This is a genomic window from Microcystis sp. LE19-131.1A, assembly GCF_027532015.1.
GTDB lineage: Bacteria > Cyanobacteriota > Cyanobacteriia > Cyanobacteriales > Microcystaceae > Microcystis > Microcystis ichthyoblabe_A.
In genome coordinates, this window is record NZ_JAPZSS010000234.1 from 1 (window position 1) to 14,799 (window position 14,799).

General features: G+C 43.4%; 16 protein-coding genes. 10 read left to right on the plus strand and 6 right to left on the minus strand.

Annotated elements, in window-relative coordinates; all coding sequences use genetic code 11:
* Window positions 1–423: 423 nt before the first annotated feature.
* The 4 genes from O9323_RS16955 (at window position 424) to pstB (ending at window position 4,210) form a co-directional block, all read left to right on the plus strand.
* Window positions 424–1,449, plus strand: a complete 1,026-nt coding sequence (locus O9323_RS16955) for a PstS family phosphate ABC transporter substrate-binding protein (protein WP_002752751.1) — start codon at window positions 424–426, stop codon at window positions 1,447–1,449.
* A gap of 99 nt (window positions 1,450–1,548) precedes the next feature.
* On the plus strand, window positions 1,549–2,484 hold the full coding sequence (gene pstC / locus O9323_RS16960) for a phosphate ABC transporter permease subunit PstC (protein ID WP_002752754.1): 936 nt from the start codon (window positions 1,549–1,551) through the stop codon (window positions 2,482–2,484).
* Window positions 2,485–2,486: 2 nt separating this feature from the next.
* Complete coding sequence (pstA, locus tag O9323_RS16965; protein WP_002745947.1) at window positions 2,487–3,410, plus strand: phosphate ABC transporter permease PstA; 924 nt, start codon at window positions 2,487–2,489, stop codon at window positions 3,408–3,410.
* The gene (gene pstB / locus O9323_RS16970; protein ID WP_002752756.1) at window positions 3,404–4,210 is read left to right on the plus strand and encodes a phosphate ABC transporter ATP-binding protein PstB; all 807 of its coding nucleotides are present in this window, start codon (window positions 3,404–3,406) and stop codon (window positions 4,208–4,210) included. The genes pstA and pstB overlap by 7 nt, the downstream gene beginning before the upstream one ends.
* A gap of 52 nt (window positions 4,211–4,262) precedes the next feature.
* On the opposite strand, the gene O9323_RS16975 is transcribed toward pstB, so the two are convergent.
* Entirely contained in the window at window positions 4,263–5,288 is a 1,026-nt protein-coding gene (locus O9323_RS16975) for a PstS family phosphate ABC transporter substrate-binding protein (RefSeq protein WP_002752758.1), read from the minus strand.
* Window positions 5,289–5,455: 167 nt separating this feature from the next.
* On the opposite strand from O9323_RS16975, the gene O9323_RS16980 reads away from it, so the two are divergent.
* The 3 genes from O9323_RS16980 to O9323_RS16990 all read left to right on the plus strand — a co-directional run bounded on the left by O9323_RS16980 (window position 5,456) and on the right by O9323_RS16990 (window position 7,860).
* Window positions 5,456–5,692, plus strand: a complete 237-nt coding sequence (locus tag O9323_RS16980; protein ID WP_288125458.1) for a hypothetical protein — start codon at window positions 5,456–5,458, stop codon at window positions 5,690–5,692.
* A 63-nt stretch (window positions 5,693–5,755) separates the two neighbouring features.
* Window positions 5,756–6,520: a type I methionyl aminopeptidase gene (gene map / locus O9323_RS16985; protein WP_002752760.1), complete on the plus strand. Its 765-nt coding sequence runs from the start codon at window positions 5,756–5,758 to the stop codon at window positions 6,518–6,520.
* 158 nt (window positions 6,521–6,678) lie between these two features.
* A complete protein-coding gene (locus tag O9323_RS16990; RefSeq protein ID WP_002752762.1) occupies window positions 6,679–7,860 on the plus strand; it encodes an aldo/keto reductase in 1,182 nt (393 codons plus the stop codon).
* On the opposite strand, the gene cobO is transcribed toward O9323_RS16990, so the two are convergent.
* The 3 genes from cobO to O9323_RS17005 all read right to left on the minus strand — a co-directional run bounded on the left by cobO (window position 7,857) and on the right by O9323_RS17005 (window position 10,597).
* Window positions 7,857–8,462 (minus strand): cob(I)yrinic acid a,c-diamide adenosyltransferase, encoded by a 606-nt coding sequence (gene cobO / locus O9323_RS16995; protein ID WP_002752764.1) that lies wholly within the window; start codon window positions 8,460–8,462, stop codon window positions 7,857–7,859. The two genes, O9323_RS16990 and cobO, sit on opposite strands and share 4 nt — an antisense overlap.
* A 74-nt stretch (window positions 8,463–8,536) precedes the next feature.
* Window positions 8,537–9,343 carry a Uma2 family endonuclease gene (locus tag O9323_RS17000; protein ID WP_002752766.1) on the minus strand — a complete coding sequence of 269 codons (807 nt, stop codon included), beginning with the start codon at window positions 9,341–9,343 and terminating at the stop codon, window positions 8,537–8,539.
* Window positions 9,344–9,688: 345 nt separating this feature from the next.
* Window positions 9,689–10,597, minus strand: a complete 909-nt coding sequence (locus tag O9323_RS17005; RefSeq protein ID WP_002752768.1) for a transglutaminase family protein — start codon at window positions 10,595–10,597, stop codon at window positions 9,689–9,691.
* A gap of 194 nt (window positions 10,598–10,791) precedes the next feature.
* Between O9323_RS17005 and O9323_RS17010 the strand changes: the two genes are divergently transcribed.
* Window positions 10,792–12,243 carry a GTP-binding protein gene (locus tag O9323_RS17010; RefSeq protein ID WP_002752770.1) on the plus strand — a complete coding sequence of 484 codons (1,452 nt, stop codon included), beginning with the start codon at window positions 10,792–10,794 and terminating at the stop codon, window positions 12,241–12,243.
* 222 nt (window positions 12,244–12,465) lie between these two features.
* Here the strand turns inward: O9323_RS17010 and O9323_RS17015 are convergent, their stop codons facing one another.
* Both O9323_RS17015 and O9323_RS17020 read right to left on the minus strand, forming a co-directional pair.
* The gene (locus O9323_RS17015) at window positions 12,466–12,762 is read right to left on the minus strand and encodes a type II toxin-antitoxin system RelE/ParE family toxin (RefSeq protein ID WP_002737690.1); all 297 of its coding nucleotides are present in this window, start codon (window positions 12,760–12,762) and stop codon (window positions 12,466–12,468) included.
* On the minus strand, window positions 12,747–12,935 hold the full coding sequence (locus tag O9323_RS17020; protein ID WP_002752772.1) for a hypothetical protein: 189 nt from the start codon (window positions 12,933–12,935) through the stop codon (window positions 12,747–12,749). The genes O9323_RS17015 and O9323_RS17020 overlap by 16 nt, the downstream gene beginning before the upstream one ends.
* 567 nt (window positions 12,936–13,502) lie before the next feature.
* Here O9323_RS17020 and O9323_RS17025 point away from each other — a divergent pair.
* Together O9323_RS17025 and O9323_RS17030 are read left to right on the plus strand one after the other, a co-directional pair.
* On the plus strand, window positions 13,503–14,195 hold the full coding sequence (locus O9323_RS17025; RefSeq protein ID WP_002752773.1) for a Crp/Fnr family transcriptional regulator: 693 nt from the start codon (window positions 13,503–13,505) through the stop codon (window positions 14,193–14,195).
* Between the two features lie 170 nt (window positions 14,196–14,365).
* Window positions 14,366–14,551 (plus strand): hypothetical protein, encoded by a 186-nt coding sequence (locus O9323_RS17030; RefSeq protein WP_002752778.1) that lies wholly within the window; start codon window positions 14,366–14,368, stop codon window positions 14,549–14,551.
* The last annotated feature ends 248 nt before the right edge of the window (window positions 14,552–14,799 follow it).

Consider the following 14,799-nt stretch of genomic DNA (forward strand, 5'->3'; position numbering starts at 1 on the left):
GAATTGTTCATCTGATAAGTTTTGATAATCCATAATTTTGCTAATAAACATAGCAAAATTATAGATGATTTCCTGACCTAAGATCACATTTTATTCTTTTTTCCACTTCAATCTAAGAATTGAGAAAAAAGCAAAACCTTACATCATACCATAAAAAAATTATGCAAGAGGTCTATTATTGAGCGTTTTGACTAACTTTAATTTGCAATAGGGTGGTCATCAACTAATTTAAATAACCAAAAATGTGAGACATATTTGTTTAAGTTAAGCTTAATTAACCCAAGCTTAAACTAAATTTAACCAAACCAAATCTTAACCTTAACCTTAAATTAACTCAAATAATTGATCATAATTTTAGGGTTTTATGTACAATCCAACCTAAAAGTTAATTTTTTGATTCCCGAACCAGCAATAATTAGCGAAATGAGTATGCAGAATTTCCAATTCAAACTAAATCGATGGACAATCAGCGCTGGTTTAGCGGCAGTAGGAGCAGCCCTAGCTCTCACCATCCCGGCGGTTAATTCCCAAAGCCGCAATACTATCAAAATTGATGGTTCTAGCACCGTTTACCCAATTACAGAAGCAGTAGCGGAAGAATTTCAAAAGATAAATCGTCAGACACAGGTAACTGTCGGTATTTCGGGAACAGGTGGCGGTTTTAAAAAATTCTGTGCTGGTGAAACGGATATTTCTAATGCTTCTCGTCCAATTAAGGATTCTGAGCGTCAATTGTGCGCTAAAAATGGCGTTAAATTCTTAGAACTGCCGATCGCTTTTGATGCTTTAACAGTGGTAGTCAATAAACAAAATCCCCTTAATAGCATCAAGGTTTCTGAACTGAAAAAAATGTGGGAACCCGCTGCTCAAGGGAAGATCACTAAGTGGAATCAAGTTAATTCTAAATGGCCTAATGCCAACCTAAAACTGTTCGGACCAGGTGCTGATTCGGGAACATTCGATTACTTTACCGAGGCAATTGTCGGTGAATCGAAGAAAAGTCGCACCGACTTTACCCCCAGTGAAGATGATAACGTTCTAGTGCAGGGAGTTATCAGAGATCGTAACGCTTTAGGTTACTTTGGCTATGCCTATTATGAAGCAAATAAAGGTCGTCTGAAAGCCCTAGCCATTGATAACGGCAAAGGAGCCATATCTCCCTCAGCAGAAAATGTCAACAACGGCAAATATAATCCCCTCTCCCGTCCTGTTTTTATCTACGTTAATGCTGATGCAGCCAAACGTCCAGAGGTGAAAAGTTTTGTTGAATTTTTCATCAACAATGCCCCCAAATTAGTCCGGGAAGTTAAGTACGTTCCTTTACCCGCTAATGTCTATCAATCGGTAATGAACAACTTCAGAAATAATAAAACAGGAAGTGTATTCGTTGGCCGTGATACTGTGGGTTTAACAATCCAAGATATCGTTCGCTTAGAAGCTAAACCATAGTTTCTCACTAGAAACCACTAGGATAATGGGGGGGGGGCAAGTGCCTAACCCCATTTCTAATTAAACAGCTAAAAAGATCATCAGCCAGATATTTAAAGCATGACTCAACCAGCAATTAAATCAGAGAGTGTCTGGATTCAGGCAGCTACTCCCAAAAAGATTCGCAACCTAAAAGAAACTATTATTGAAGCTATCCTATTTTTAGCGGCTTTCTCCTCTGTGGCGACAACCATTGGCATTATGGAGGTTTTGATTGTAGAATCCGCGCATTTTTTCGAGAAAGTTCCCCTGATTCAATTCCTAACCGATACAGTTTGGAGTCCGCTTTTTGCCGATCCGCGTTATGGTATTTTACCGCTACTTTCGGGAACCTTAACCACTTCGATCGTGGCGATGTTTGTCTCTATTCCTTTGGGAACAATTGCTGCTATTTATCTCAGTGAATTTGCCCCCCCGCGCCTGCGAGAAGTGGTTAAACCTTGTCTAGAATTATTAGCGGCTATACCGACAGTAGTTTATGGTTATTTTGCCTTTTTAAATGTCACACCTTTCCTACAAACTTTTTTGCCTGACTTGCCTTCATTTAATATGCTCAGTGCTGGTTTGGTCATGGGATTAATGATTATTCCCCTGATTAGTTCCATCAGTGAAGATGCCATGCGTGCCGTACCTTTGACCCTCCGGGAAGGTTCCTACGCTACCGGAGCAACTCGTTTACAAACTGCTTTAAATGTGGTTTTGCCTGCCGCTATTTCTGGTATTAGTGCCGCTTATATTTTAGGAGTTTCCCGGGCCGTGGGAGAAACGATGATTGTAGCGATCGCCGCAGGATTACAGCCAAATTTAACCTTCAATCCCTTTAGTGAAGCGGCCACCATTACCGCTTATATTGTTCAGGTTAGTTTAGGCGATTTACCCCACGGTTCGATCGAGTATCAATCAATTTTTGCCGCCGGTATTATGCTAGTCATTTTGACTTTAATCTTTAATATTATCGGTTATTTCCTCGCCAAAAAATATCGGGAGGTTTACTAATCATGGAAAAAGAACAATTATCGAATTTAAGAGCTAATATTGAAAGGCGCAAGCTGATTAGCACTGTATTTTCTGGCTTAGGGTTGTTGATTATTTTTGTTTCTACCCTAATTCTCTTTATCCTGATTGCCCAGATGATGATGGCAGGGTTGCCGCGCATTACCCCCCAGTTTTTTACTTCTTTTCCTAGTCGTCACCCTGAAGAAGCTGGTATTCTTTCCGCTTGGGTGGGAACCTTGCTAGTGATGTTGGTAACAGCCTTGATTGCGATTCCTCTCGGTATTGCGGCGGGAATTTATCTGGAAGAATATAGTAAGAAAAATTGGCTTTCAGCAATTATTGAGATTAACGTCACTAATTTAGCGGGTGTTCCCTCAATTATCTATGGTTTACTCGCCCTCGGTTTATTTGTCTATCAATTCAATCTCGGACAAAGTATTATTGCCGCCGGTTTAACCCTAGCTTTGCTGATCCTACCTGTGGTTATTGTCACCACCAGAGAGGCAATTCGGGCAATACCCAACAGTCTCCGGGAAGCGGCCTATGCCGTGGGAGCAAGTAGATGGCAAGTAGTCGCCGATCATATTCTTCCCTACTCCTTCGGTAGTATCCTAACCGGTGTGATCATCGGGCTTTCCAGAGCGATTGGAGAAACGGCTCCCGTGATTACTATTGGTGCGCTCACGTTTATTGCCTTTCTACCCGATGCTCCTTTACAAGCAAATTTTCCCTTTATTAACTTTAATTGGCTAAAAGCACCCTTTACAGTTATGCCTATCCAGATGTTTAACTGGGTTTCTCGTCCAGAGCCAGAATTTGAAGTCAATGCGGCTGCCGCTGGTACAGTGTTGATTGTGATGACTCTCGGTATGAACGCTGTAGCTATCTATCTCCGCTATCGTTTCCGCAAAGGTATCAAATGGTAAACTCTATTTTTCCCTCGATGATGTCTAATATCAAAGAATTTCAACCAAAAGCTGAGGTGAGAAACCTTGACTTTTACTACGCTGGCACCAATAAACCCGCTTTGCGAAGTATCAATCTCACCATTCCCGAAAGACAAGTCACCTCTCTAATTGGCCCCTCTGGCTGCGGTAAAACGACGCTTTTGCGCTGTTTTAATCGAATGCACGACCTTTATGCCGCTAATCGCTACGAAGGGGGCATTTATATCGATACCGTCAATATTTTAGATCACAAGGTCGATCCGATCGAGGTGCGGATGCGGATTGGTATGGTTTTCCAAAAACCGAACCCTTTCCCGAAATCTGTTTACGAAAATGTCGCCTACGGTTTGCGGGTTAGGGGTGAAAAAAAACGGGAGTTTATCGATTATAAAGTAGAACAAGCCTTGCGCGGTGCCGCTTTGTGGGATGAAGTCAAGGATCGTCTCAACACCAGTGCCTACGATTTATCGGGGGGACAACAACAACGTCTCTGTATTGCCCGCGCTTTAGTTACGGATCCTGAAATTATCCTCTTTGATGAACCCACTTCCGCTCTCGATCCGATCGCCACTAATAGTATAGAAGAACTAATTGGTAAATTAGAGGAAAAAGTTACCATTTTAATCGTCACCCACAGTATGCAACAGGCAGCCCGGATTTCTGATTACACAGCTTTTATGTATTTGGGTGAACTGATGGAGTTTGGACAAACTAAAATTATGTTTCAAGAACCAACTCACGAGAAAACAAAAGAATATATTAGCGGTCGATTTGGTTAAAAAATCGCCATTGTTTGGGGAGAGAAAGCAATTATCTCCCCAACGCTCTCCTCTAAAACTTGGCTTTTTGCCGCAATAATTCCGCTAGGGTGACATCAAATTGCGATTGTCCTCCGAAAACCGTTCCCACTTCACCGTTAAAGAAGGTGACTGTGGCTAAATGGTAATGTTCATCCGTTAGGGGGATATAACCGACTTCTTTAACAATACTCTCGGCATTATCGAGGTAATACTCCACAAATTCCTGTAAAGCTCGGCTTTTTTGCGCTTTCTCCCCATTGACGTAGATAAATAAAGGTCGAGCAAGGGGTTGATATTGGGAGTTAACTACAGTTTCTCTAGAGGGTAAAATCGCCCCTTTACCGCTATCAATGCCTAAAGCTTTCAATTTTTGGGGATTTTGTTCATAATAAGCTAGTCCAAAGTAACCAAGAGCATTCGGATCTTGACTGACTCCCTGGACTAAAGTGTTATCATCCTCGCTGGCTACATAATCCTTACGACTAGCACCGGATTTACCGACCACAGCTTCGGTAAAATAGTCAAAAGTTCCGGAATCTTGGCCTGCACCAAAGAGATTTAGGGGTTTATTGGGGAATTCCGGCCTAATTTGATTCCAATTGGTAATTTTACCCTCAGCAGCCGGTTCCCACATTTTCTTTAATTCTTTTAGGGTAATGCTATCAATCCAGTTATTTTCCTGATTAACGACTACAGTTAAGGCATCAAAAGCCACGGGTAATTCAATATATCTTACGCCATAGCGATTACACAGGGACATCTCATCGGCTTGAATCGGTCGAGAGGCATTACTAATATCAGTTTTTCCTTCGCAGAATTCCCGAAATCCCCCTGAGGTTCCCGAAAATTTTACGCTCACTTCTGCTGTACCCGGTTGACTGCTTTTGAATTTCTCGGCCACGGCCTGGGTAATCGGGTATACGGTACTAGAACCATCAATTTTAATTGATTTTTTAGCTGGAGATTCCCCTATGCCACAGGCCGACAGTAGGCTAATTCCCAAAATACTTAATGCAGAAAATACTATTTTCACAGAATTTTTGTCGCTTTTACTCATTTTCTCTGTCCCCGTTATCAGTCAATAACTACATAATATTATTTCAAAAAAAGTTGATATATAATTAAGAATTCTAAAGTTGAATGTTATCGAAAACACATCAAACTGATGGACAAAAGGACAACAAAAACGTTTATCTGTAGGGTCTGATACTAAATCCGTTGAGTATGCGCTACATATCAGGACAGGCAAAAGGCAAAAGGCAAAAGGCAAAAGGCAAAAGGCAAAAGGCAAAAGGCAAAAGGCAAAAGGCAAAAGGCAAAAGGCAAAAGGCAAAAGGCAAAAGGCAAAAGGCAAAAGGCAAAAGGCAAAAGGCAAAAGGCAGCTTTGTTCTCCCCACTTCCCCACACCCCACACCCCACACCCCACACCCCACTCCCTACACCCCACTTCCGAAACCATAAGGCTGCCCGATTTTGCTAGGATAAGAAATGTAACAAGAATCTTTCTTAACAGTCGGATAATTCATGGGCAACGATACCATCACCTTACTCTCCTCCCGGGAAATTGAAAAAATGCGTCGAGCCGGACGATTAGCAGCTAAACTGTTAGACCATCTGGCAGATATGGTTAAACCGGGGGTAAGTACCCTAGAAATCAATGACGAGGCAGAACGTTGGACTCGCGCCCATGGAGCCAAAAGTGCGCCCCTAGGATACCATGGCTTTCCTAAGTCTATCTGTACTAGCATTAACGAGGTTATCTGTCACGGCATCCCCAGCGCCGCTCAAATCCTTAAAGACGGCGATATTATTAACATCGATGTCACCCCGATTTTAGAGGGTTATCACGGCGATACCTCCCAGACTTTCTTTGTCGGTACTCCCTCCCCCCTAGCGAAAAAGTTAGTAGAAGTGACTAGAGAATGTCTGCAAAGAGGCATAGATGCAGTGCAGCCGGGGGGTAAAATCGGCGATATCGGCGCGGCTATCCAAGAATACGCCGAAGGACAAGGATTTTCAGTGGTTAGAAATTTTGTCGGTCATGGTATCAGTAATGTTTTTCACACCGGTCCGCAGGTTCCTCACTACGGCATTCGCGGCAAAGGCAAAACAATTCGCCCCGGCATGGTATTCACCATTGAACCAATGATTAATGAGGGTACTTGGCAACATATTCTCTTAAAAGACGGTTGGACTGCTATTACTAAAGATGGTAAACTTTCGGCCCAATTTGAACACACCATTGCCGTCACTGAAACCGGTGTCGAAATTCTCACTTTACCCGATTAAATTTAGGGAACAGGGAATGGGAGAATGGGGAAATAGGGAAGTTTCAACTAATACCCCATCACCCCCCGCAACGCGCACGAAGTGGTCACCCACCTCCCCACCTCCCCACTGATAACTGATAACTGATAACTGATAACTGATAACTGATAACTGAATATATGCAGTATCGTCGTTTCGGTCGCACTAATCTACAAATGCCGGTGTTTTCCTGTGGGGGAATGCGCTATCAATTTCATTGGCAGGATTTGCCAATGTCGCAAATTTCCGACGAGAATCAAGGCAATTTAGAGGCAATCATCAATAAATCTCTGGAAGCGGGGATTAATCACATCGAAACCGCTAGGGGTTACGGCACTTCCGAGATGCAATTGGGCAAAATTTTGCCGCAACTACCGAGGGATAAGATTATCGTGCAGACGAAAGTTTCTCCTAGTCAAGATGTGCGGGAATTTCGCCGTAAATTTGAGCAATCCCTGCAATTTTTACGGTTAGATTATGTGGATTTGTTGGGCATCCATGGCATCAACACCGCTGAAATTCTCGATGATACTATGGCCGAGGGCGGTTGTTGGCAAGAGGCGAAAAAATTACAGCAACAGGGAAAAGTTCGTTTTATCGGTTTCTCCACTCATGCACCAACTGATGTAATTGTCAAGACTATTGCAACAAATTGTTACGATTACCTCAATCTGCACTGGTACTATATTTTTCAGAATAACTGGCTGGCCATAGAAGCGGCAAAACAGCACGATATGGGCGTTTTTATCATTAGTCCCTCCGATAAGGGCGGCCATCTCTACAATCCTCCCCCTAAGCTCGTCGCTCTCTGTTCTCCTCTCAGTCCGATGGTTTTTAATGACCTATTCTGTCTCAGTCATCCGGCTGTTCATACCCTGAGTATTGGTGCAGCGCGAGCCAAGGATTTTGATGAACACCTGAAAACTTTACCCTTACTTGATCGGGCCGAGGAGATTTTACCAGCAATTATCGAGAGATTGCAAGGAGAGATGATCAACTGTTTAGGCGATAATTGGGTGAAAACTTGGTCTTTAGGTTTACCTAGCTGGGAAAATACCCCCAATCACATCAATATTCGTTCTATCCTCTGGTTACGCAATCTCGCTATCGCCTACGATATGATTGACTTTGCTAGGGCCAGATACAATCTCTTGGGGAATGGGGGTCATTGGTTCCAGGGTCAACAGGCAAAAGAGGTGGAAAAACTCGATTTAACTGCCTGTTTAGCCGCTAGTCCTCACGCTGATCAAATTCCCCATCTTCTCGCTGAAACTCATCGATTATTGTCGGGAGAGAGGGTACAACGCTTAAGCAGTAGTTAAAATTCGATGCCGGGTTGCGCTTTCACTCCCTGTTGACGAAAGGGATGTTTAATTAACTTCATTTCCGTGACTAAATCCGCTATCTCGATTAATTCGGGTAAAGCTCCTCTACCAGTGAGAATAACGTGGCAATTAGCGGGTTTTCGGGCTAAACCAGCGATAACTTCCTGAATATCCAGATAACCGAATTTAAGGGCGATATTGATCTCATCGAGTAAAATTAATCTATATTGGGTATTTTCGAGAAAAGTTAGGGCTTTTTGCCATGCTTCTTGGGCTTTCTCTATATCTCTTTCTCTATCTTGAGTTTCCCAGGTGAAACCTTCCCCCATTGCATAAAACTCGATTTGTTCCCCCCAAACACTAAAAATCTTTTGTTCGGCAGGTTCCCAAGCACCTTTGATGAATTGTACCACCGCCACTTTGTAACCATGACCGAGGGAACGTAAAACCATACCGAGGGCTGCCGTGGTTTTTCCCTTACCATCGCCAGTATTAACGATAATTAAACCTTTTTCAGCAATTTTTTCGGCTAAACGTTCCTCTTGGATTGCCTTGCGGCGCTGCATTTTTTCTTTGTATTGTTCGGGAGTGAGTTGCATTCGGGTCTATCCAGTCAAATCAAGATAATTGTAACTCAAGGGGTTATCGATCGCTGTTTGCAGATTTTAACCGGCTAAATTGTTTGGGGATTGATGCCTAATTCTCGTAATTTTGCCGCTAATTTTTCCTTAGCTTGTCGTTCTTGTTCTTTTTCTAAAAGAGCCTGTTCTTTTTCCAAGAGAGCCTGTTCTTTTGCCTGTCGTTCCTGTTCCTTTTCTGAAAGAATCTGTTCCCTTTCTAAAAGAATCTGTTCCTTTTCTAAAAGAATCTGTTCCTTTGCTTGTCTTTGCTGTAATTCAGCTTCTTGGGGAGTGGGAACCAATTGACCATCGACGGTAAAATAACGCAGTTTCTGGTCAAATATGCCTAAATATAATCCTAACTCTTCACTCCATAGATAACCCTGCTCATTAGCAGAAATAGCTTGATATTGTCCCTCAATTAGTCTAAATCCTTGCCATTCTAAGGTATTAGGATCGAACCAAAAATAATTAGGAGTGCGAAAAGTGTTTTGATAGAGAATTTTCTTTTTAGTTCGGTCAATATTGGCCGTGGAATCGGAGAGAATCTCAACGATTACATTGGGATATTTCCCCTGTTCTCCCCAAACCACCCAACTTTTGCGGGGACGTTTTTCTGTATCTAAAACCACAAAAAAATCAGGACCACAGAAATCGCGCTTTTTCAGTTGTTCTTCGTTATAGTAGATAGTCAGATTACCGGAAGCGTAGTAATCGTTTTTCTCTTGCCATAATAATTCTAGACAACTGAGTAGAATTATGATCTGTTGCAGGTGTAAATCACTTTCCAAGGGTGGTTCATCACTCCATAAATCCGTGGGGGGACAGGTAACTTCTGGTAAAATGTCGAGAGTTGTCATAGTTTTTCCCCTGGCTGGGACATTTATCTAATTATAACAGCTATGAGTCAGTAGTAGTACAGGGTGAGAGCATCTCAAATGCTATTGACAATTGGCCAATTTTGTGATCCGCGTGGGCATTTCAAGTGTTACCAGTCAATCAGAATAGCTACGAAATCGACCCATTTGGTCGATTTTTGCTTAACAATTGAGATAGCCAATTCTGATCAAATATGCCTGAATCGCTCTCTGGGTAAGTAACTCACATCAAGTCCCTTTTGTCAAGGATTGTTAAGATGCGCTTACCCTGGGTCAAGTAGGATTAGTTGGAAAATCGCCAGTCAAGGAAAAACCCGATAATTCAACCTATTCCCTCGGATCAAAATCCGGCAGCGTCCCCAGCTTGCGAATGGTCACTTTAACATCCATAGACAAAAAGTCATCGGCATCACCAAACCAAGAACCGGAAAGAGGTATGATTTGACCGGGATGACGAGCGATCGCCACTCGAATTAAATCAAAGCCGGCGGTAATTTGATTAGTCGGATCATAATTACGCCAACCGGCCCCCGGTAGATAAACCTGTAACCAAGCATGGGTAGCACCAGAGCCAGTCATCCCCACTTCACCACCGTCGAGGGCAGCATCGTAGAGATAGCCACTGACAAAACGACAGGCTAAACCCAATCTTCGCAAAGCTTCGATCATTAACCAAGCATAATCGCGACAAGTTCCCGACTTTAGCCGCAGGGTTTCTCCGGGGGATTGAGTTCCTTCAGTCTCTCTGGATTGGTAGGTAAAATTATCTTTGATAGCGGCCATCATTCTTGCCATGGCATCGAGGGTATTATCTTGGTCCCCCGCTACAAAACTTTTGGCCCAAGCTGCCAAGCTGCCGTCGGCATCCTCGGCGTGGGGACGCATAAACACCACCAGATCTAACCATTCATCGGGGGTGTACTGGATGGGAATTTCGATCGCCCGTTGAGCGAGGGGAAAATCAGCAATCGCTTTTAAGCCAAAATGTTCCGCCCGTAATCGACAGGTAACGATTAATTCTGACGCTGCTTGAGTGAATTCAAGCTCTACCACATTGTTAGATAGAGTATCCATAGTCCAGCGCGTTTTGGCGGCAATATTCGCTTCTACAGAATAACTGATAATTCTTTCACCGTGACCGGCACTAGGCAAAAAAATCGCCCGATGTTCCCCAAAAGTTACCGGTTTACGATAATGATAGGTGGTGATGTGTTCCAAGTCGTAGATGACACTCATCCTGATTATCCTTAATAAAGTAGCTGGTTATAATTGAAGATAAATCCCCCCTTAATCCCCCCTTAATAAGGGGGGTGCCGATCGCCCCTTAATCCCCCCTTGATAAGGGGGGTATCTGACAATTTTTAACACCCACCCACTTAATCACTGACAACTGATAACCGATAACTGATAACTGATAACTGATAACTGAAATGACCTCTGACCCGTTCCTCGATCGAGCTTGGAATACCGAAGACCTAGAACAAGCGCTTCGAGGTGTCGGCACTATTCAAGAAGAACTCAACTATAATCAGGCACGCAATTCTCTGAGCAAACTTGTTGAGCGTCTGGATCTTACCTCGATCGAGAAAATTGGTCTAGAAGCGGAGATCGATCGCCTAGTGGCCCTGCTGGAAAAACTCGATCGCTCCCTGATTCAAATTGCCGCTTTTGGTCTGGTGGGCCGGGGAAAATCCTCGATTTTAAATGCTCTGGTCGGTCAAGAAATCTTTACAACCGGTCCTCTACACGGAGTTACCCGCACCATTAAAGGGGTAAATTGGCAGTTGAGCAGCGATGATACTTTCCCCAATCTAGCGCGTCTGACCCTGAACGGCCAGGGTAATGCTCAGGTGCAATTGCTTGATACTCCCGGTATTGATGAGGTAGATGGGCAAACGAGGGAAATTCTCGCCTGTCAGGTGGCGCAGCAGGTGGATTTAATCCTTTTTATCATCTCCGGTGATATGACCAAAGTGGAATTTTCCGCCCTGGCCAAGTTGCGGGAAGCGGGAAAACCGATGATTTTGGTCTTTAATAAAATCGATCAGTATCCGGAAGTCGATCGCCTCGCTATCTATGAGAAAATCGCCTCAGAACGGGTGAAAGAACTACTCTCCCCCGATGAGATCGTTATGGTGGCGGCCTCTCCCCTCTTGGCGGAGACGGTTAAAGGGCAGGATGGGCGGCTTAAAACGCAACGATTTCGGGGAAAACCCCAGATAGAAGCCCTGAAACTCAAAATTTTGGAAATTCTAGAGCGAGAGGGTAAATCGCTGGTAGCACTCAATTCTATGCTGTATGCGGACGAGGTAAACGAGCAAATTGTCGCCCGCAAAATGGCTATCCGTGATCGCGGCGCCAATCAATTGATTCAAAAAGCAGTGATGATCAAAGCATCGGCGATCGCTCTCAATCCGGTGACGGTGTTGGATCTGTTGACGGGAGCAGTTATCGATTTAGCCATGATTCTCGCTCTTTCTCGCTTATACGGCATCGATTTAACTCGTCAGGGGGCGATCGCTCTTTTACAAAAAATTGCCCTCAATATGGGGGGTATTAGTGCCAGCGAATTTTTAGCGGTTTTGGGCTTAAGTTCCCTCAAAGGACTGCTTGGCCTCTCGATTCCTGCCACTGGCGGCATTTCTCTTCTTCCCTATACTTCGATCGCCCTGACTCAAGCGGGGGTTGCCGGTGTATCCTGTTATGCGATCGGCCAAGTGACGAAAACCTATCTCGCTAATGGGGCCACCTGGGGACCCGATGGCCCGAAGGCAGTGGTAGCCAGTATTCTCGATTCCCTCGACGAAACCTCGATTCTCAACCGGATTAAGCGGGAATTAGGCTCAAAATTGGCGGGTGGGGGACTTTTCAGTGATCAGTAAACAGTAATCAGTAATCAGTGAACTGAAGGCAACAGGCAATAGGCTCCCAGAAAGAATCTGGCAATTCTCCTACCTAAAAAGAAGGTTAGAAACTGAGTAGATTAAAGTTTTTAGCTTAACAAATTGGGTATTAGATTCAGCCCTTGTGAACTGAAAATTCAAATCTGACCACTGATAACTGACCACTGATAACTGATCACTGATCACTGATCACTGACTCGATCAATCCAAGAAATGCTTACTATGGACGATCGCCGCTATAATAACTACTGCTCCTTGAATTTGATAGATCAGACGGTAGGCATAGGCAGACTTTTCTCGGATGGTATCATCGCTAAATTCGGCGCATTTTTTCGCTTCTAGGGGACAATTTTCTAAAGAATAGCTTATATCAAGAATTCGACGCACGACGGCCGCCGCGTAGGACGGGGAATCTCGACTAATATAAGATGCGATCGCATCCACGTCTTCAATTGCTTTGGGCGACCAGACAAGGCGATAATTCACTCGATCAGCCATTTGTTTAAAAGACCCTCAACTTCTTCTTGGGGGATTGTATTCTCTAGAGAAGCAGCGCTCAAACTTTGACGCACCTTCTCCAGAACGTATAAATGATACTGAATATCTTCAATTGAACAATCATCTGGTAATTGATTCAAGAGGGATTCCACTTTTTGTCTAATGCTATTCATACAAGTTTGACCGAAGTTTTTAAGGAAAAGTATAAATTTAAATTATCTATCAACTATAATCTATAGCAGTTATCTTAATAGTGAGGTACGAAGTATCTGGTTTTAGGGAACAGGGAACGGTTAACAGTAGCCGGTCGCCAAGAGATAATGCCAAATTTCTTTATACTTCATCTTTAAGAGAAACGCTATATCATAGATAGAAAACTAATAGTCACGCATCCTATCTTATGCCATAGTCCCCAGAAAAGCGAGAAAAAGTTAAGAATAGATAAGGTGATTATCTCGCTTTTGTAACATTGGGGCGGGTATTCTGTTAAGAATACTTAATAATTCTCCTATCTGCTCAATCCCCGCAACTTTTAGGGATTAGGGACTTGCGTGGGAATAATATCCCAGCCAGAAAATCGCTCTGTAGAAGAGTCAGACCAGCCAGATGGCATATTATCAAAGCGCAAGTCCCTTATTGACCAATAAGCATCGAGCGGCCACAAGACCCCCCCAATCGCAGCAATTTTTTGTTACATTAGTTTACAGTTCCCTCAACGCCCCAATGGGTTATTAATTTTAATGTCTTCTTCGGTTCCTTCGTCGGATTTTATACCCTTAATCGGTCAAGAAACAGAAATCTTTAACTGGGCAAAATCCCATTATCGTAATCATACCTTTGCCAAAGATGAAAAAGTCGCCACACGCCCCGGACTGTTATACTTTGTCGAATCTGGGGCGATTCGTATTGTTGGTAAGGCACAAGTTAACGTTATCGACCAAAAATTTCCCCGTCAACTACCTATTGCCGATAGTGAGGAAGTATTTCTCGGTTTTGTGGGTGCAGGTCAACCTTTTGAGATTGTTTCTCAATTTCCCTTTCAATTACAAGCCCAAGCTCATCTAGACGGAACCGAGTTAGTCTGGTTATACTGGGAAGACCTACAACAATGGCCGCAATTGCGATCGGCTGTTATGGAAACTTTTCGCCATCAATACCAGCGTAAGTTATTTTGGTTGAGTATTCTCGGTCAAAAACGCTCCCTCGATCGATTAATGGGGTTCTTGGTTTTATTACTGGAAGAATACGGTCAACCCTGTGTAGAAGGCTATTATCTTCCCTATCCCCTAACTCACGCTCAAATTGCCAGCGCCATCGGCACTACCAGAGTAACAGTAACAAGATTAATCGGTAAATTGCGACAACAAAATTCGATCTTTTTTAAGCAGGATAATCTGATCGGATTGCCCAGTTTATTTTTGAGTCAGAATTAATTTTTCTGCGGTGTTGCTGACTCAAGCTATGAATGCCAACTGTGCATCCTATCCAAAAGTTACTTTGGCTCCAGGTTTTAAAAACCCCACACAAGAAGATTCCCATCGCCAATCAGCAACCCCAGAAATCTATGACCCCTCTATCTGACAACAAATAACCGAGGCAGCCAATGACTGAGCCAATTCCTGATAAATTATCGGAACGAATCGATACAGGTGTCAGAGTCGCAATCGCAGAAGCAATTGAGAGACACCGCCTCTTAGGAGAATCTATCAGCATTTTCAAAGATGGCCAAATCGTCACCTTAACAGCCGCCCAAATTCCGCCAAAACTTGCCAAAAAAACGGAAGTGTAAAAAATTGGTTGACTGTCTCAAATTGCACTATTCATAGAAACAGTTTCACCTATCCGAGGGATTTATATAGGGCTTGCTGAATAAATGTGAAATATAGACGAGGTAAGGGTTTTAGGGTTCTGTTTTGCTCTCACAGGTGCAAGATTTTGAGAGAATCTTCGTTCAAAACCTTGCGTCTTCATCGGCCCGTGTCCTGTAGGGGCGAAGCATTCGGATAGAAAATCTACGGTTTCACCGATAGGTTATTG